This window comes from Burkholderia sp. PR2, assembly GCF_052372875.1.
Classification (GTDB): Bacteria; Pseudomonadota; Gammaproteobacteria; order Burkholderiales; family Burkholderiaceae; genus Burkholderia; species Burkholderia diffusa.
Window position 1 is genome coordinate 3,022,889 of record NZ_JBQRWH010000004.1, and the last position, 16,740, is coordinate 3,039,628.

At 67.2% G+C, this 16,740-nt stretch carries 18 protein-coding genes; 5 read left to right on the plus strand and 13 right to left on the minus strand.

Going from position 1 to position 16,740, the window contains the following annotated elements:
* Nucleotides 1-28: 28 nt before the first annotated feature.
* From coxB to ACT2FV_RS31190, 3 genes are all read right to left on the minus strand, one after another.
* On the minus strand, nt 29-1,612 hold the full coding sequence (coxB, locus tag ACT2FV_RS31180; RefSeq protein ID WP_444505363.1) for a cytochrome c oxidase subunit II: 1,584 nt from the start codon (nt 1,610-1,612) through the stop codon (nt 29-31).
* 57 nt (nt 1,613-1,669) lie between these two features.
* Nucleotides 1,670-2,194 (minus strand): DUF2244 domain-containing protein, encoded by a 525-nt coding sequence (locus ACT2FV_RS31185; RefSeq protein WP_059599867.1) that lies wholly within the window; start codon nt 2,192-2,194, stop codon nt 1,670-1,672.
* 195 nt (nt 2,195-2,389) lie between these two features.
* On the minus strand, nt 2,390-3,355 hold the full coding sequence (locus ACT2FV_RS31190; protein ID WP_059599866.1) for a methyltransferase domain-containing protein: 966 nt from the start codon (nt 3,353-3,355) through the stop codon (nt 2,390-2,392).
* 84 nt (nt 3,356-3,439) lie between these two features.
* On the opposite strand from ACT2FV_RS31190, the gene ACT2FV_RS31195 reads away from it, so the two are divergent.
* Together ACT2FV_RS31195 and trmL are read left to right on the plus strand one after the other, a co-directional pair.
* On the plus strand, nt 3,440-4,252 hold the full coding sequence (locus ACT2FV_RS31195) for a ComF family protein (RefSeq protein ID WP_174919630.1): 813 nt from the start codon (nt 3,440-3,442) through the stop codon (nt 4,250-4,252).
* Between the two features lie 107 nt (nt 4,253-4,359).
* Nucleotides 4,360-4,830: a tRNA (uridine(34)/cytosine(34)/5-carboxymethylaminomethyluridine(34)-2'-O)-methyltransferase TrmL gene (gene trmL, locus ACT2FV_RS31200; RefSeq protein ID WP_059599864.1), complete on the plus strand. Its 471-nt coding sequence runs from the start codon at nt 4,360-4,362 to the stop codon at nt 4,828-4,830.
* 40 nt (nt 4,831-4,870) lie between these two features.
* Here trmL and ACT2FV_RS31205 read toward each other — a convergent pair whose 3' ends face one another.
* The 5 genes from ACT2FV_RS31205 to ACT2FV_RS31225 all read right to left on the minus strand — a co-directional run bounded on the left by ACT2FV_RS31205 (nt 4,871) and on the right by ACT2FV_RS31225 (nt 7,795).
* Nucleotides 4,871-5,395, minus strand: a complete 525-nt coding sequence (locus ACT2FV_RS31205; protein WP_151051243.1) for an O-acetyl-ADP-ribose deacetylase — start codon at nt 5,393-5,395, stop codon at nt 4,871-4,873.
* Between the two features lie 105 nt (nt 5,396-5,500).
* Nucleotides 5,501-6,499 (minus strand): NAD(P)H-dependent glycerol-3-phosphate dehydrogenase, encoded by a 999-nt coding sequence (locus tag ACT2FV_RS31210; protein WP_059599862.1) that lies wholly within the window; start codon nt 6,497-6,499, stop codon nt 5,501-5,503.
* Between the two features lie 26 nt (nt 6,500-6,525).
* The gene (gene secB / locus ACT2FV_RS31215) at nt 6,526-7,008 is read right to left on the minus strand and encodes a protein-export chaperone SecB (protein WP_014895954.1); all 483 of its coding nucleotides are present in this window, start codon (nt 7,006-7,008) and stop codon (nt 6,526-6,528) included.
* A gap of 107 nt (nt 7,009-7,115) precedes the next feature.
* A complete protein-coding gene (grxC, locus tag ACT2FV_RS31220; RefSeq protein ID WP_012364773.1) occupies nt 7,116-7,376 on the minus strand; it encodes a glutaredoxin 3 in 261 nt (86 codons plus the stop codon).
* Nucleotides 7,373-7,795, minus strand: coding sequence for a rhodanese-like domain-containing protein (locus ACT2FV_RS31225; protein ID WP_059599861.1), 423 nt, complete (start codon nt 7,793-7,795; stop codon nt 7,373-7,375). Before ACT2FV_RS31225 ends, grxC begins: the two co-directional genes overlap by 4 nt.
* Before the next feature lie 134 nt (nt 7,796-7,929).
* Here ACT2FV_RS31225 and gpmA point away from each other — a divergent pair, with 134 nt between their 5' ends.
* From gpmA to ACT2FV_RS31240, 3 genes are all read left to right on the plus strand, one after another.
* Nucleotides 7,930-8,676: a 2,3-diphosphoglycerate-dependent phosphoglycerate mutase gene (gpmA, locus tag ACT2FV_RS31230; RefSeq protein WP_059599860.1), complete on the plus strand. Its 747-nt coding sequence runs from the start codon at nt 7,930-7,932 to the stop codon at nt 8,674-8,676.
* Between the two features lie 249 nt (nt 8,677-8,925).
* Nucleotides 8,926-10,467 (plus strand): S41 family peptidase, encoded by a 1,542-nt coding sequence (locus ACT2FV_RS31235; protein ID WP_151051239.1) that lies wholly within the window; start codon nt 8,926-8,928, stop codon nt 10,465-10,467.
* Between the two features lie 112 nt (nt 10,468-10,579).
* Complete coding sequence (locus ACT2FV_RS31240; RefSeq protein ID WP_444505364.1) at nt 10,580-11,332, plus strand: HesA/MoeB/ThiF family protein; 753 nt, start codon at nt 10,580-10,582, stop codon at nt 11,330-11,332.
* A gap of 83 nt (nt 11,333-11,415) precedes the next feature.
* Here ACT2FV_RS31240 and ptsP read toward each other — a convergent pair whose 3' ends face one another.
* The 5 genes from ptsP to gshA all read right to left on the minus strand — a co-directional run bounded on the left by ptsP (nt 11,416) and on the right by gshA (nt 16,708).
* Entirely contained in the window at nt 11,416-13,188 is a 1,773-nt protein-coding gene (gene ptsP, locus ACT2FV_RS31245) for a phosphoenolpyruvate--protein phosphotransferase (RefSeq protein WP_124626352.1), read from the minus strand.
* Nucleotides 13,189-13,389: 201 nt separating this feature from the next.
* Nucleotides 13,390-13,659, minus strand: a complete 270-nt coding sequence (locus ACT2FV_RS31250; RefSeq protein WP_059599857.1) for an HPr family phosphocarrier protein — start codon at nt 13,657-13,659, stop codon at nt 13,390-13,392.
* A gap of 74 nt (nt 13,660-13,733) precedes the next feature.
* The gene (locus ACT2FV_RS31255) at nt 13,734-14,204 is read right to left on the minus strand and encodes a PTS sugar transporter subunit IIA (RefSeq protein WP_059599856.1); all 471 of its coding nucleotides are present in this window, start codon (nt 14,202-14,204) and stop codon (nt 13,734-13,736) included.
* Nucleotides 14,205-14,436: 232 nt separating this feature from the next.
* Complete coding sequence (gene gshB / locus ACT2FV_RS31260) at nt 14,437-15,393, minus strand: glutathione synthase (RefSeq protein ID WP_059599855.1); 957 nt, start codon at nt 15,391-15,393, stop codon at nt 14,437-14,439.
* Nucleotides 15,394-15,418: 25 nt separating this feature from the next.
* Complete coding sequence (gshA, locus tag ACT2FV_RS31265) at nt 15,419-16,708, minus strand: glutamate--cysteine ligase (RefSeq protein ID WP_059599854.1); 1,290 nt, start codon at nt 16,706-16,708, stop codon at nt 15,419-15,421.
* Nucleotides 16,709-16,740: the final 32 nt, after the last annotated feature.

The following is a 16,740-nucleotide window of genomic DNA, read 5'->3' on the forward strand; positions in this document are numbered from 1 at the left end:
CGAATACGTCGACTAACTCAGCGACACGTCAAGCCGCCGGCCCGATCTCGACACGCCGGGCTTCCTTGGCGTCAGCCCCGCCCGTGATCGTTTCCGGCTTTTTGAGAATAATGTGGTCTTCCGCCACGCCTGCTGCCTTCAGCGCGTCGCGCACGGCCTGTGCACGATGCTTGGCGAGTTCGGCATTCGCGTCGGCCGAGCCCGTCTTGTCGGTGAAACCCGACAGCGCGAGCTTCGCGTCCGGATGTGCCTTCGCATAGTCGGCCGCTGCAGCGATCGCCGCTTTCGCGTCGGCCGGCAGCACGCTCTTGCCCGTCTCGAAGTAGATCGTCGACAGCGCAGCCGATGCCGACGCTGCCTCCGCGCCCGACGCGGCTTGCGCCGGTGCCGAGGCCGCTTCGGCCGGGGCCGCCACACCTGCCGCGTCTTCCGGCATCTTGCCGTTGCGCGCGTCAGCCACTTGCTTCGGCTGCAGCAGGTCGTTCTTGTGGTTGCCCCACGAATTGCGCTCGTACGTGATGACCGATGCGATGTCGAGGTCCGACAGCGATGCCCACGACGGCATTGCACCCTTGCCGTGCAGCACGCGCTCGACGTGACCTGCGATCGGGCCGTTCACGATCTGGCTGCCGTCCATCGCCGGGAAGGCGCCGAGGCCCTTGCCGTTCACCTGGTGGCAGGCCGCGCAGTTCGCCTTGTAGACTTCCTCGCCGTGCGCGACGAGTTCGGCCATCGTGTAGACCTTGTTCGGATCGACCGAAGCGCTGGCCAGCTTGGCCTTCTGCGCGGTCACCCACTTCGCGTAGTCGTCGTCCGACAGCACCACGACCACGACAGGCATGAACGCGTGTTCCTTGCCGCACAGTTCGGTACAGAAGCCGCGGAACGTGCCGACCTTGTCGGCCTTGAACCACGTGTCGCGCACGAAGCCGGGGATCGCATCCTGCTTCACGCCGAACGCGGGCACGTACCACGAGTGAACGACGTCGTTCGCGGTCGTGATGATGCGGATCTTCTTGTTGACCGGCACGACGAGCGGGTTGTCGACTTCCTGCAGGTACGTCTCGGTGATCGGCTTCTTGCCCATCACTTCGTCACGCGGGGTGCTGAGCGTCGACAGGAAGCTGATGCCCTCGCCCGGGCCCTTCACGTAGTCGTAGCCCCACTTCCACTGGTAGCCGGTGACCTTGATCGTGAGATCGGCGTTGGTCGTGTCCTTCATCGCGACGACGGCCTTCGTGGCCGGCAGCGCCATCAGCACGACGATGATGAACGGCACGATCGTCCAGATGATTTCGACGGTCGTGCTTTCATGGAAATTGGCGGCCTTGTGGCCTTTGGATTTGCGATGCGCGAAGATCGAATAGAACATCACGCCGAACACGCCGACGAAGATCACCGTACACAGGATCAGCATCATCGTGTGGAGATCGTAGAGCTCCTCGGCGATCTTCGTGACAGGCGGCTGAAAATTGATTTCGTTGACGCGGGGGCCGCCCGGGCTATCACCGACCGCCAGAGCAGCGCCGGCAAAGAGCAATCCGCTGCATGCCAGCACGCCCGTGAGGGCTCGCTTGATTGTTTTCATAGCATCCTTACCCAAAATTTCCATTCAAACCCCTCCCCCGTCGCAAGCCGCCGGCCCGTTCCGGCCGATGCCCGCGCCTCGTCAGCCGCAGCGCCTGAGCGACACGCGCAGTTCATCGGCGAACTGCGCCCGCTTGTGCTGCGCGAGATGCTGCCCAATTACGACGGTCTGCCCGCGCGATACGAGTCGAATCGGATCGCGTGGCGTCGCCCCCGGCTCGACCCGCACCCAGCGCGGGTTGAATTCGATCTGCGTGAACCGCTCCGCATCCATCCGCTCGATCACGAGCCGGTGCGGAAACAGCCTGATGCGCTCGTAATCGACCGCATGACGGGCGTAGACCGCAAACGCGACGCCTACCGCCAGCAATTCGATTCCGGTGAAGGGCATGACGAGCCAGGCCCCCCGCCACATCAGCAATGCCGCGATCACCAGCGAGAAGCCCGCGAGCGACGCGTAAAACAGCACGAACTGGCGCGGCGACACCGAACAGTTACGTTTCATGAGCCAGTCTTCGAGGACCGGCTCACCGTTCGTCGTCTCCGCCAAAACCCTCGCTGCTTCCATCGCCGCCTCACGCGAATGGCATGCGATGCATGCCTGCATCGGACTCGTCGGCCCGTATTGCGGGGACCCCGGGACGACAAGCTGACGCATTATAGGCGGGTTCAATGGCATCCACAAGCAAGCGGCTATCGGCCCGCGAGCCAAGCGCCACAAGCTTCCCGGCCGTTTTTCACGTCAATTCGACCCCGCTTTGCGCCGCTAATTTCGGGCATAACAAAACCCCTCTTTACCGCTTTACCGATTCTTCGGACGCCCCTTTCCGATATCTTCGATGCGCACGATCCCGTGCCCCTCGGCGGTCGTGCGCGGCACGGCCTTCCACGCATGGCCGTAGATCACTTCGAACGTCAGGGCAATCGTGCCGTCCGCGCGCCGGCGCGCTTCCAGCGCATCGCCGAGCGCCGCGCGAAAGCGCCGCGCCGCGCGCTGCGGCACCGCGCGGTCGAACGGATAGGCGCCCCAGCGGCGCACGTCGGCCAGCAGGGAATCGGGCGTCTTGTACGTCACGGTCAGCACTTCCTGGTCCATCACCGGAATCTCGAAGCCGCTTTCGACGAGCATGTCGCCGAGGTCGTGCATGTCGACGAAATCGACGACGCGCGCGGCGGGCGGCGCGATGCCGAGCGCCGCTTCGGCGTCCGCGCAGGCCGCGCGCAGTTCGCGCAGCGTGTCGGGGCCGAGCGTGCTGAACATCAGCAGGCCGTTCACCCGCAGCACGCGCTGCCATTCAGGAAATACCGCATCGGGACGCGAATGCCAGTGCAGCGCGAGATTCGACCAGATCAGGTCGAACGCGCCGGCCGCGAACGGCAGCATCGAGAAGTCGGCCTGCGCGACGCGCGGGCCGCGCTGGCCCAGCGCCCGGCCGAGCGACGCGGGCAGCCAGCGGCGCCAGCTCGTCTGCTCGACCTCGCGGTGGCCCGCCCGCGCGAGCATCGCGCCGGACAGGTCGACACCGAACACCGGCGCTTCGGGAAAGCGCGCGCGCAGCGCCGGCAGGTCGTCGCCCGGACCGCAGCCCGCGTCGAGCACGGCCGCGGGGCTCACCTTGATGTATTCGAGACGCTCGTTCATCCGCTGCGCGATCTCGCGCGGCAGGAACGCGACCGCGTCGAACGCGGCGGCGCGGCGATCGAAGATCCGCCGCAAACGCCGGGCGTCATTGGCCGGACGGCCGGTTGAAGTCGAAGCTGGGGACATGTCAGGCACACTGGCGAAGAGCCCGAAGTATACTCGCTCGCCTCGCGGCCTTCAGCGAGACGGGGGCCGCCAGGAGTGTTCGCAATGGATCGCCGTTTCGCCCCGCGCCCGATGCGCGTCGTTTTGTCGCAGGTTCGTGCGCTAGCCGTGCGCGTCGTCGCGCTCGCGTTGCCGAATCGGTGCGCACTGTGCGGCAATTTGTCACATACGGTGATTTGCGGCGCCTGCGACGCAGCGTACTGGAACGAAGCGCGGCTGCGCTGCGACGTCTGCGCGGTGCCGCTGGGCGTCGGGCAGCCGCGGCTGCGCGAAGCGCGCGGCCGGCACTGTGGTGCCGCTTCCGCATCCGCGTACCGGTGCGACGCATGCTGCGCGACGCCGCCGCCGTTCGATGCAACGCTCGCGCTCGCCGATTACCGCGCGCCACTCAACGGGCTCGCGCGCGGCCTGAAGTTTCATGCGCGGCTCGCGCTGGGTGCGGAATTCGCGGCCCGGCTCGCGGAGCGGATCGAAGACACGGACGCGATGCGCGCCGCCGGCGGCTTCGACGTGATCGCACCGGTGCCCCTGTCGCGCGGACGGCTCGTCGCGCGCGGCTACAACCAGGCGTGGGCGATCGCGCGGCCGCTCGCGCGCCGGCTCGGCGTGCGCGCCGACACGGCGCTGCTTGCACGCGTGACCGAAACCGCGCCGCAGTCGCGGCTCGACCGGCGTGCGCGGCGCGACAACGTGCAGGCAGCGTTCGCAGCGTCGGGCGACCTCACCGGCCGCCACGTGGCGCTCGTTGACGACGTGATGACGTCCGGTGCGACGCTCGCGGCAGCCGCGCGTGCATTGAAGGCGGCGGGTGCCGCGCGCGTGACGAATCTGGTTGCGCTGCGCACCGCCAGGGATTAATTAGTTAGAGAGGCCGGCCGCCCGCATGCGGCGACGGTCGTCACGAACCGGCCGGCCGGGACGGAATGCACGCTGCTCCGCCCCGGCCAGCCCAGCCAGACCCAACCATGTTCAACGTCGTCCTCGTCGCCCCCGAAATTCCGCCGAACACCGGCAACGTGATCCGCCTGTGCGCCAATACCGGCGCGCGTCTGCATCTGATCGAGCCGCTCGGCTTTCCGCTCGACGACGCGAAGATGCGTCGCGCGGGCCTCGACTATCACGAGTACGCGGAAATGCGCGTGCACCGCGACTGGGACGCGTTCGTCGCCACCGAAGCGCCCGATACCGCGCGAATGTTCGCGTTCACGACCCGCGGCTCGGGCCGCTTCCACGACCATGCGTTCGTGCCCGGCGACTGGTTCGTGTTCGGCTCCGAGACGCGCGGCCTGCCGGCCGAATTGCTGGAACGCTTCCCGAACGAACAGCGCGTACGCCTGCCAATGCGGCCGGGCAACCGCAGCCTGAACCTGTCGAACACGGTGGCCGTGGTCGTGTTCGAGGCGTGGCGTCAGGCCGGTTTCGAAGGCGGCGCCTGACGCGCGCCCGGCCCGAACCGCACCGCGCGGCCGGGCAGCGCTAGCTGCGCGCGAGCCGCGCGCGATACAGGTCGTAGATATCGGATGAAAAACACGCGAATATCACGCGTGCGAGGTTCGGCGCCTGCGGCAGCATTTCGGCGACCGTGCCGACGGCGATCTCGACGGCCTCCTCGGCTGGATAGCGGTACACGCCGCAGCTGATCGCCGGGAAGGCGATCGAGGTCGCCGCCACCTCCTCGGCCAGCTCTATCACGCGCCGGTAGCATGCCGCGAGCAGCTCGGGCTCGCCGCGCCCGCCGCCGTGCCACACCGGGCCGACTGCATGAATCACATATTTCGCCGGCAACCCGTGGCCACGCGTGAGCTTCGCGTCGCCGGTGTCACAGCCGCCGAGCGTGCGGCACTCGGCCAGGAGGCCCGGGCCGGCCGCGCGATGGATCGCGCCGTCGACCCCGCCACCGCCGAGCAGCGAACCGTTCGCGGCGTTGACGATCGCGTCGACGTCGAGCGTCGTGATGTCGACGAGTTGCGCGTCGAACGTGGTGGAACCGATCTGCAGCATGACACCCTCCCGAAACGCCGGAGACAGTTCAAGCGTAGTGCGCTTTGGCGCGGCCCGCTTTGCGCGAGCGCGCCCGGCCGCAATAATCGGTGCGATTCGTCCGTGCTATTCGGCGCGCGCGTCGCGCCGCAGCAGGCCGCTGACCGCATCGCGCGGTGCGACGCCGTCGAACAGCACGCCGCACACGGCTTCGGTAATCGGCATTTCGATCGCTTGCGCGCGCGCGAGCGCGAGCACGGCCTGCGCGCAGCGCACGCCTTCGGCCACATGGCCGAGCGCGCCGAGGATGTCGTTCAGCGAGCGGCCAGCCGCCAGTTGCAGGCCGACCGTGCGATTGCGCGACAGGTCGCCCGTCGCGGTGAGGATCAGGTCGCCGAGGCCCGTGAGGCCCGTGAAGGTTTCAGCACGGCCGCCGAGCGCGACGCCGAGCCGCGACATTTCGGCGAGGCCGCGCGTGATCAGCGCGGCGCGCGCGTTCAGCCCGAGCCCGAGGCCGTCGGAGATGCCGGTCGCGATCGCCAGCACGTTCTTCACCGCGCCGCCGACCTCGACGCCGACCACGTCGTCACCCGTGTAGATCCGCATCGCGCCGTGATGGAACGCGGCGAGCGTGCGCTCGCGGCATTCGGCGGAGGTGCTTGCGACCGTCAGCGCGACGGGCAGCGCGAGCCCGACCTCGCGTGCGAAGCTCGGCCCCGACAGCACGCCGTTGCTGTGCTGCTCCGGCAGCTCGGCCGCGATCACCTGATGCGGCAGCAGGTGCGTGTCGGCCTCGAAGCCCTTGCAGACCCACACGATGTGCGCAGGCACGCAGCCTGCGTCGCGCATCGCGCCGAACAGCGTGCGCAGCCCGGCCACGGGCGCGGCGATCACGCACAGCGCGTCGTCCGCGGCGCCGTGCGCGAGCGCGGCGCCGAGATCGGCGTCGTAGCGCAGCGCATCGGGCAGCGCGATGCCGTCCAGATAGCGGGAATTTTCGTGCCGGGCCTGCAGCCCGGCGATCAGCGCAGCGTCGCGCGCCCAGAGAAGCGTATCGTGCCGCGCGGCCAGATGGCCCGCGAGCGCGGTGCCCCAGGCACCGGCGCCGAGAACGGCTACTTTCATACCCAGCACCGGTCCGGAGTGAAACGTCAGTTCAGCGTCGTGCCGTTCGGCGCGCCTGCCGCACCGGCCTGCTGCTGCTGAAGCTGCGCGAGACGCTGCTCGTACAGCGCCTGGAAGTTGATTTCCGCCAGGTGGATCGGCGGGAAGCCCGCACGCGTGATCGCGTCGGCGATGTTCGAGCGCAGGTACGGGAACAGGATCGTCGGGCACGCGATGCCGACGAGCGGGTCGAGCTGTTCGTCCGGAATGTTGCGAATGTCGAAAATGCCGGCCTGCTTCGCTTCGATCAGGAACGCGACCTTGTCCTTCACCTTCGCGGTGACGGTACCCGACACGACGACCTCGAACACGCTTTCCGCGAGGCGTTCGGCCTTGACGTCGACTTCGACTTCAACCGACGGCATGTCCTGCTCGAGGAAGATCGCCGGCGAATTCGGCTGCTCGAGCGACATATCCTTCAGGTAGACGCGCTGGATGTTGAAGAACGGTTGGTTTTCGACGTCGGACATGGTGTTTCCCTAAAAGTGGTGACGGGGCGGCCCGGCTTCACGCCGGCCGCCTCGGTTGAATCCTGCGCGCTCGAGCCGCGGCGCGACCGGCGGCCATTCTGCCCTAATCAGGCCGCTTGCAGAAGCGGCAAGAGCCCGCCTTCGCGGTCGAGCTTCGACAGATCGTCGTAACCGCCGACATGCGTGTCGCCGATGTAGATCTGCGGCACCGTGCGACGGCCCGTGCGCGTCATCATTTCCTCACGGCGGGCCGGGTCACGGTCGATCAGCACCTTCTCGATCTGCTCGACGCCGCGCAGCTTCAGCAGGCGCTCGGCCTGAATGCAATACGGACACACCTGCGTGCTGTACATCAAAACCTTGCTCACTTCGCCACTCCTTGTTTGACGACCGGCATCCCGGCCTGCTGCCAGGCGGCGACGCCGCCCTCGAGCACGTGCACCTCGGCATAGCCCGCCGCCTCGACCTCGCGCGCCGCCTTCTGCGACTGCTGGCCGTTCTGGCAGACGAGCAGCACGGGGGTGCTCTTGTTTTTCGCGACCTGCGCGATCTTCGCGCCGATCTCGCCGGCGGCGACCTGGCGCGCCGACGGCAGATGGCCGGCGGCGAAGTCGGACGCGGTACGCAGGTCGATCACGACCGCGTTGCGGCGATTGATGAGCTGCGTCGCCTCCGCGGCCGACAGGCCGCCGCGGCCGCGGCGCAGGGCCGGCCATGCGAGCAGGCCGCCGGAAACCACCAGGATCGCGATAAGGGCCAGGTTCGTGTAATTGGTAAAGAACGTCACGGAATGCCGCCGGAAAAAGAGAAATCGGAAAAGGACAATCCCGCCATTATAAAATAACCGTCTTGCGCGATGGCGGACCCGGACCGGGTACCGCGCGACGCGCCCCGCTTCCTTCACTACCGACCGCAAGATCCATGTACAAACTCGTTCTCATCCGCCACGGCGAATCGACGTGGAACAAGGAAAACCGCTTCACCGGCTGGGTCGACGTCGACCTGACCGAACAGGGTCGCAACGAGGCCTACCAGGCCGGCGAATTGCTCAAGGAAGCCGGCTACACGTTCGACATCGCGTACACGTCGGTGCTCAAGCGCGCGATCCGCACGCTGTGGCACGTGCAGGACAAGATGGACCTGATGTATCTGCCGGTCGTTCACTCGTGGCGCCTGAACGAGCGCCACTACGGCGCGCTGTCGGGCCTGAACAAGGCGGAAACGGCCGCCAAGTTCGGCGACGACCAGGTGCTCGTGTGGCGCCGCAGCTACGACACGCCGCCGCCGGCGCTCGAGCCGACCGACGAGCGCGCGCCGTTCGACGACCCGCGCTACGCGAAGGTGCCGCGCGAGCAACTGCCGCTCACCGAGTGCCTGAAGGACACGGTCGCGCGCGTGCTGCCGCTGTGGAACGAATCGATCGCGCCGGCCGTCCGTGCGGGCAAGCAGGTGCTGATCGCCGCACACGGCAACTCGCTGCGCGCGCTGATCAAGTACCTCGACGGCATCTCGGACAGCGATATCGTCGGCCTGAACATCCCGAACGGCGTGCCGCTCGTGTATGAACTCGACGAGAACCTGAAGCCGATCCAGCACTACTACCTGGGCGACCAGGACGCGATCGCGAAGGCTCAGGCCGCCGTCGCGAAGCAGGGCAAGGCGGGCTGATACCGCGATGCCGGGCATGCCGCCGCGCGCGCGGCCTGCCCGGCGCACCCCGGCGTGCGGCGCGAACCTTCGCGGCCCCGGTGCTGTCGAATCCGCTTTCGAATCCGCTGCGCGTGGGGCGGCACCCCGCCGGGAACCAGGGCTCCGGGGCCATTTCGCACCGTTGCACTGAGCAATCGGACGAACAGTTATACTTGTCCGCTACATCCCCGCTACCGCCACGCGCTTCCCGACCGCACCAGACTCTCTATGCGAATGAAATTGAAGAACATCGGCCTGATTGCCGCGGGCCTCGCCACGGGCGTATTCGCCACGCTGCAGGTTTCGGCGTCGGCCGAGCAGACCGCCACGGCGCCGCTTCCCCTCGACCAGCTCCGCCTGTTCGCGGAAGTGTTCGGCCAGATCAAGCGCGAGTACGTCGAACCGGTCGACGACAAGAAGCTGCTGACGGCGGCGATCAAGGGCATGGTGTCGAGCCTCGACCCGCATTCGTCGTTCCTCGACAAGACCGACTATGACGAACTGCAGGAGCAGACCAAGGGTCGCTTCGCGGGTCTCGGCATCGAGATCTCGCAGGAAGACGGCCTCGTCAAGGTGATCTCCCCGATCGAAGATACCCCCGCGTTCCGCGCCGGCATCCGTCCGGGCGACCTGATCACCCGCATCAACGACAAGCCCGTGCGCGGCATGACGCTCGACAAGGCCGTCAAGCAGATGCGCGGCGAGCCGGGCACCAAGGTCACGCTGACGATCTTCCGCAAGAGCGACGACCGCACGTTCCCGATCACGGTCACGCGCGCGATCATCAAGGTCCAGAGCGTGAAGATGAAGCTGCTCGACCCGGGCTACGCATACATCCGGATCACGAGCTTCCAGGAGCGCACGACGCCCGATCTCGCCGCGAAGCTGCAGGACATCGCACGCCAGCAGCCGAATCTGAAGGGCCTGATCCTCGACCTGCGCAACAACGGCGGCGGCCTCCTGCAAAGCGCGGTCGGCGTCGCCGGCGCGTTCCTGCCGCCCGACTCCGTCGTCGTGTCTACCAACGGCCAGATTCCGGATTCGAAGCAGGTCTACCGCGATACCTACGACAACTATCGCTTGCCTTCCTTCGACAGCGATCCGCTGAAGAACCTGCCTCCGGTCTTCAAGACCGTGCCGATGGTCGTGCTGACAAACGCGTATTCGGCGTCCGCGTCGGAAATCGTCGCCGGCGCGCTGCAGGATTCGAAGCGCGCGCAGATCATGGGCAAGACGACGTTCGGCAAGGGCTCGGTGCAGACGGTCCGTCCGATGACGGCCGACACCGCGCTGCGCCTGACGACGGCCTACTACTACACGCCGAGCGGCCGTTCGATCCAGAACAAGGGCATCACGCCCGACGTACCGGTCGATCAGTACGCGGACGGCGATCCGGACGACGTGCTCGTGACGCGCGAGGTCGACTACACGAACCACCTCGCAAACACGCAGGATCCGAACGAGAAGAAGGAGCAGGAAGCACGCGAGCAGCGCCGCATGGACCAGCTGCGCGTCCTCGAGGAGCAGAACGACAAGAAGACGCCGGAGCAGCGCCAGAAGGACCGCGATCGCAAGCCGATCGAGTTCGGCAGCACCGACGACTTCATGATGCAGCAGGCGCTCAACAAGCTGGAGGGCAAGCCGGTGCAGGAATCGAAGTCGCTGCTCGCCGAGAGCACGGCGAAGAGCCCGGCCGGCAAGGCCGCGTCCACCACGAAGGCGTCGGGCGCGAAGGCGGCCGCACCGAAGCCCGCGTCGGCACCGCAGTAAGCGCCGGCCGGCATCCGACGGGCCATCGCGGGAAGACCGCGATGGCCCGTTTTTCATGTACGCCTAGAATGAATCGATACGCCGGCGCTTCCGCCCCGCTCACGACTGTCCCATGAACGACGATCAACTCCTCCGCTACTCCCGCCACATCCTCGTCGACGAAATCGGCATCGAGGCGCAGCAGCGCTTTCTCGACGCGCATGCGATCGTCGTCGGCGCCGGCGGTCTCGGCTCGCCGGCCGCGATGTATCTCGCGGCGTCCGGGGTCGGTACGATCACGCTCGTCGATGCCGACACGGTCGACCTCACGAACCTGCAGCGGCAGATCCTCCACGTGACCGCATCGGTCGGCCGCAGCAAGGTCGAATCGGGGCGCGACGCGCTCGCGCAGCTGAACCCGGAAGTGACCGTGCATGCGGTCGCGGCGCGCGTCAACGATGCGTGGCTCGACGAACACGTGCCGCGGGCAACCGTCGTGCTCGACTGCACCGACAACTTCGCGACGCGCCATGCGATCAACCGCGCGTGCGTCGCGCACGGCGTGCCGCTCGTGTCGGGCGCCGCGCTGCGCTTCGACGGCCAGATCAGCACGTTCGACTTCCGCGACCCGAGTGCGCCCTGCTACGCGTGCGTGTTTCCGGAAGACCAGCCGTTCGAGGAAGTCGCGTGCGCGACGATGGGCGTGTTCGCGCCGACGGTCGGCATCATCGGTGCGATGCAGGCCGCCGAGGCGCTGCGCGTGATCGGCGATATCGGCAAGACGCTCAACGGGCGGCTGATGATGCTCGATTCGCTGCGGATGGAATGGACGACGATGAAGATCGCGCGCCAGGCCGACTGCCCCGTGTGCCAGGGCCGGCACTGACGCGCGCGGGATGCATGCGCCGGGCGGCGCATGCGTGACGTTTCGCAACCTTCGCGACGGTTCCGCGGCGCGGCGCGTGCCGCCTAGGCAGCCGCGTCCGCGCGCGGTTCCGCGACCGACAGGCGCTTGAGCGCCGCCTGCACTTCCTCCGGCTCGAACGCGGCCAGCACGTCGGCCGTGGGCTTCTCGAGCGCCTTCAGGTGCGCGCGCAGGATCTCCTGCTTCACGACCAGCAACTGGCTCGGGTGCATCGAGAACTCGGTAAGCCCCATCCCGAGCAACAGGCGCGTGAGCGCCGGATCGCCCGCCATCTCCCCGCACACCGACACCGACACGCCCGCCCGCTTCGCTTCGCGCAGCGTATAGGAGATCAGGTGCAGCACGGCCGGATGCAGCGGGTCGTACAGGTGCGCGACCGCGTTGTCCGCGCGGTCGATCGCGAGCGTGTACTGGATCAGGTCGTTCGTGCCGATCGACAGGAAATCGAACCGCTTCAGGAACAGTGGCAGCGCGATCGCCGCGGCCGGAATCTCGATCATCGCGCCGATGCGCACGTTCGGATCGTACGCGAGCCCCGCGTCGTCGAGCTGGCGCTTCGCCTCGCGGATCAGGTCGAGCGTCTGGTCGATCTCCTGCGCGTGCGCGAGCATCGGGATCAGGATCTTCACCTGCCCGAACGCGGACGCGCGCAGGATCGCGCGCAACTGCGTGAGGAACATCTGCGGCTCGGACAGGCTCCAGCGGATCGCACGCAGGCCGAGCGCCGGGTTCGGCGCCGTCTCGTAGCCCTCGTCGAGCGCCTCGAGCGGCTTGTCCGCGCCGACGTCGATCGTGCGGATCGTCACCGGCATGCCCTTCATCCACTCGACCGCGCGCTTGTACGCGGCGAACTGCTCCTCCTCCTCGGGCATCTCCTTTTGATGCATGAACAGGAACTCGGAGCGGAACAGCCCGACGCCGACCGCGCCAGCCTCGACCGCGGCCTTCGCGTCGTCGGGCAGCTCGATGTTCGCGTACAGCTCGATCTTCGTGCCGCACAGCGTTTGCGTCGGCGAGAACTTCAGGCGCTGCAGCTTGCGTTGCTCGAGCAGCTTCTCGGACTGGCGGTACGAATATTCCTCGAGGACGATCGGCGCGGGATCGACGATCACGATCCCCTGGTCGCCGTCGACGATGATCAGGTCGTCCTGCCGGATCAGCGCGCTCGCATGCTGGACGCCGACCGCGGCGGGAATGCCGAGGCTGCGCGCGACGATCGCCGTGTGCGACGTGCGGCCGCCGAGATCGGTGACGAACGCCTGGAACGACTGCGACTTGAACTGCATCATGTCGGCCGGCGCGATGTCGTGCGCGACGACGATCATCTCGTTCGTGCCGTTCGCGGCCGCTCGGTCGAGCGCCTGCGACGCGGACGGCGCACCGGCGAGTGCCTTCAGCACGCGCTCGACCACCTGTTCGATGTCGGCCTTGCGCTCGCGCAAGTATTCGTCCTCGATGTCGTCGAAGTGACGCGTGAGCAATTCGAGCTGCTCGGTCAGCGCCCACTCGACGTTGTAGCGGCGCGTGCGGATCAGGTCGATGGTTTCCTGCACGAGCATCGCGTCGCTCAGGATCATCATGTGGACGTCGATGAACGCGCCCACTTCGCTCGGGGTGTCGTCGGTCAGGTCGGCGCGCAACGCGTCGAGCTCGCGATGCACGACTTCGAGCGCCGTGCGGAAACGCTCGACCTCGGCGTCGATCTGGTTCGCCTCGACCAGGTAATGGGCGACGTCGAGCGCCGCCGGCGCGATCAGATACGCTCGCCCGATCGCGATACCACGTGAGACGGGAATGCCATGCAGCGTGAAGGACACGCGCACCTCCTCTGTACATGTAAAGCCGCGGCACACTGCTGCGATGCGCTTATGACCCCGGTTGGTGATTATAAATTCCGTACCTCCATGCTGACTGCGTGCAGCGCAGCATTACCATTTCCGCATCAACGCCGCGGACGAAAAAAATGCCGCGGCAAACGCGGCATTCTGCTTCGAAACGACAACGATCCCGCGCGGGGATCACTGACCTTCGCCGAACTTGTCCGCGATCAGCTTGAGCAGTGCATCCATCGCCTCGCGTTCGTCGGGACCGTCGGTCTCGATCGACACGGTGCTGCCGATGCCCGCCGCGAGCATCATCACGCCCATGATGCTTTTCGCGTTGATCTTGCGTCCGTTACGCGTCATCCAGACTTCGGACTGGAAGTTGCCGGCCAGTTGCGTAAGCTTGGCCGATGCGCGCGCATGGAGCCCCAATTTGTTGACGATGGTGGTTTCTTGTTGAAGCATGATTCTCGGTCGGGTCGGTCGCGGCCGCCGGCGACGTGCGTCGGCGGGTCGGTCTAAAACGAAAAACGGGACGGTCAGTGCGATTCGGTGCGCGGTTGCGGCTCGGGCGGAATCGGCGCGCATTGGCCGCAGCCGACTTCGGTCGGCGGCGGCGGTGTGCCGGCCGCCACTTCGTGGACGCCCTTCGCGCCGCCGGACAGCGCCTTGTCGACGAGCTTGTCGAGCGGCACGGAACGGTAGCAGACGGCCCGCACCAGCATCGGCAGGTTCACGCCGGCCAGCACGCGCACGTTGTCGAGCTTCGCGAGCTGGCCCGCGATGTTCGCGGGCGTCGCGCCGTACATGTCGGTCAGCACGACGACGCCATTTTCTTCCCTGAGCCGCGCGAGCTCCGCGTGCGCGAACGCCATCACCTGGGTGGGATCGCTGTCGGCCAGCACGTCGATGCAGCCGATGCGCGCGGGCACGCCGCCGTAGATGTGCGCGATGCAGTCCCGCAGCGCGGTGGCGAGCGGTGCGTGCGCGATGATCAGAATCCCGGCCATGTCAGACTGCCCCCGGCCGCCCCTGGCGGGCCGACGCCCCGCAGCGGGGCAACGAGCATAGCGAGTGAGGGAATCGTTTCATGTTCAGCCTTGCAACGGTTTCGGCCCGACCGCCGGGCCTTCGGCGCGCTGGTCGCGGCACCGGGCAAGCGGGCATTGTAGCAGGCCAGTCAAGCTGCTCCGGCGACGGGGGACCTGCGCGGCCGCCGCCGGGGTTGCGCGGGAAGACGGCCTACGCGGCCGCACGCTCCAGCGCGTCGATGAACATCGCGGCGACGTCGAAGCCCGTCTGCTCCATGATCTCGCGGAAGCACGTCGGGCTCGTCACGTTCACCTCGGTCAGCCAGTCGCCGATCGCGTCGAGCCCGACCAGCAGAAGCCCGCGCGACGCGAGCACCGGCCCGAGCGTCTCCGCGATCTCGCGATCGCGGGCAGTCAGCGGCTGTGCGACGCCGAGCCCGCCCGCGGCGAGATTGCCGCGCACTTCGCTGCCCTGCGGAATGCGCGCGAGCGAATACGGCACCGGCTCGCCCGCGATCAGCAGAATGCGTTTGTCGCCCGCCGTGATCTCGGGGATGAACTTCTGGATCATCAGCGAGCGCGTGCCGTCGTGGCCGAGCATCTCGATGATCGCGCCGAGATTCATCCCGTCGGCCTTCACGCGGAACACGCCCATCCCGCCCATGCCGTCGAGCGGCTTCACGATCACGTCGCCGTGCTCGGCATGGAACGCGCGCAATCGTGCGGCATCGCGCGTGACCAGCGTCGGCGCGACGAATTGCGGAAACTCGCCGATCGCCAGCTTCTCCGAATGGTCGCGGATCGACTGCGGCTTGTTGAACACGCGCGCGCCCGCGCGCTCGGCGAGTTCGAGCATCCACGTGGCCGTCACGTACTCCATGTCGAACGGCGGATCCTTGCGCATCAGCACCGCGCCGAACGACGTCAGCAGACGCGATTGATGCGCGGCCGCCTCGTACCACGGATGGCGATGCAGGTCGGCCGTGTCGCCGACGATCGTCACGCGCTGCACGTCCGCCTCGACGCCCGACCCCGTCCATGCAAGCTGGTGCGGCTCGCACGTGTAGATCGCGTGCCCGCGCCGCGCGGCCTCCGCCATCATCGCGTAGGTCGAATCCTTGTAGATCTTGAAGCGCTCGAGCGGGTCGGCGATAAAGAGAATGTCCATGCGGGTCCTGTACGTAGCGAAGCCGTTACACCTGGATGGCTTCGGGATCGGTCTTTTCCAGTTCGATCGACGACGCGATCAGCGACAGCCGCGCGACGACGCCGTACATGTAGAAACGGTTCGGCGGCGCGGCGCCCGGCTTCGCGCCGGCATCCGGCAGCGCGGTGTGCTCGAAGCCGAGCGGGACGTAGTGCATGCCGGGCGCGTTCAGGTTCTGGTCGCGCTCGCGGCCGCCGTGCGTGCGGTAGAAACCGCCGACCACGTAGCGGTCGATCATGTACACGACCGGCTCCGCGACTTCGTCGCCGACGCGCTCGAACGTATAGACGCCTTCCTGCACGATCACGTCGCGCACCGCGAGGCCGGCCTTCGACTCGGCCATCTGCGCGCGCTCGGCCTTCGACATGCGGCCGATCTCGGCCGCGTCGTGCACGGTCATCACGCCGCGCCCGGCGGTGCCCGCGTCGGCCTTCACGACGACGTACGGCTTTTCGCTGATCCCGTATTCGCGATACTTGCGCGCGATCTTCTTCAGCACGCCGTCGATCGCGTCGGCGAGCGCCTGCTCGCCTTCATGGCCCTGCCAGTCGACGCCTTCGACGTGTGCGAAATACGGATTCACCATCCACGGATCGACACCGACCATCTTCGCGAACTTCTTCGCGACGTCGTCGTAGCACGAGAAGTGCGTCGACTTGCTGCGCACGGCCCAGCCCGCGTGCAGCGGCGGCAGGAGGTACTGCTCGTGCAGGTTTTCCAGCACGGCGGGAATGCCGGCCGACAGGTCGTTGTTCAGCAGGATCGAACACGGATCGAAATTCTTCAGGCCGAGGCGGCGCTGCGAACGCTCGAGCGGTTCGAGCACGATCTTCTGGCCGTCGGCCAGCGTGATCGGTGTCATGTCGGTGATGCTCGGGTCGAGCGAGCCGAAGCGCACGTTCAGGCCGGCCTGGCGCATGATCGTCGCGAGCCGCGCGACGTTTTCCAGGTAGAACGCGTTGCGGGTCGGCAGCTCGGGAATCACGAGCAGGTTCTTCGCGTCCGGGCAGATCTTCTCGATCGCGGCCATCGCGGCCTGGACGGCGAGCGGCAGCACTTCGGACGGCAGATTATTGAACGCGCCGGGGAACAGGTTCGCGTCGACGGGCGCCAGCTTGAAACCGGCGTTGCGCAGGTCCACCGAACAATAGAACGGCGGGGTGTGTTCCTGCCATTCGAGCCTGAACCAGCGTTCGATCGCAGGCGTCGCGTCGAGGATCTTCTGCTCGAGCTCGAGCAGCGGACCGTTCAACGCGGTAACGAGGTGGGGAACCATGAATCACTCGCGAGCGGGAGAATGAAGATTGT

Excerpts from the sequence above, each read along its gene's own strand:
- ACT2FV_RS31210 (WP_059599862.1), bottom strand. The coding sequence starts at position 6,499 with ATGAAAGTAGCCGTTCTCGGCGCCGGTGCCTGGGGCACCGCGCTCGCG.
- ACT2FV_RS31185 (WP_059599867.1), bottom strand. The coding sequence starts at position 2,194 with ATGCAGGCATGCATCGCATGCCATTCGCGTGAGGCGGCGATGGAAGCA.
- ACT2FV_RS31235 (WP_151051239.1), top strand. The coding sequence starts at position 8,926 with ATGCGAATGAAATTGAAGAACATCGGCCTGATTGCCGCGGGCCTCGCC.
- ACT2FV_RS31250 (WP_059599857.1), bottom strand. The coding sequence starts at position 13,659 with ATGCTTCAACAAGAAACCACCATCGTCAACAAATTGGGGCTCCATGCG.
- ACT2FV_RS31195 (WP_174919630.1), top strand. The coding sequence starts at position 3,440 with ATGGATCGCCGTTTCGCCCCGCGCCCGATGCGCGTCGTTTTGTCGCAG.
- gpmA (WP_059599860.1), top strand. The coding sequence starts at position 7,930 with ATGTACAAACTCGTTCTCATCCGCCACGGCGAATCGACGTGGAACAAG.
- gshA (WP_059599854.1), bottom strand. The coding sequence starts at position 16,708 with ATGGTTCCCCACCTCGTTACCGCGTTGAACGGTCCGCTGCTCGAGCTC.
- ACT2FV_RS31240 (WP_444505364.1), top strand. The coding sequence starts at position 10,580 with ATGAACGACGATCAACTCCTCCGCTACTCCCGCCACATCCTCGTCGAC.
- coxB (WP_444505363.1), bottom strand. The coding sequence starts at position 1,612 with ATGGAAATTTTGGGTAAGGATGCTATGAAAACAATCAAGCGAGCCCTC.
- ACT2FV_RS31205 (WP_151051243.1), bottom strand. The coding sequence starts at position 5,395 with ATGCTGCAGATCGGTTCCACCACGTTCGACGCGCAACTCGTCGACATC.
- ACT2FV_RS31255 (WP_059599856.1), bottom strand. The coding sequence starts at position 14,204 with ATGGCCGGGATTCTGATCATCGCGCACGCACCGCTCGCCACCGCGCTG.
- ACT2FV_RS31190 (WP_059599866.1), bottom strand. The coding sequence starts at position 3,355 with ATGTCCCCAGCTTCGACTTCAACCGGCCGTCCGGCCAATGACGCCCGG.
- secB (WP_014895954.1), bottom strand. The coding sequence starts at position 7,008 with ATGTCCGACGTCGAAAACCAACCGTTCTTCAACATCCAGCGCGTCTAC.
- trmL (WP_059599864.1), top strand. The coding sequence starts at position 4,360 with ATGTTCAACGTCGTCCTCGTCGCCCCCGAAATTCCGCCGAACACCGGC.
- gshB (WP_059599855.1), bottom strand. The coding sequence starts at position 15,393 with ATGGACATTCTCTTTATCGCCGACCCGCTCGAGCGCTTCAAGATCTAC.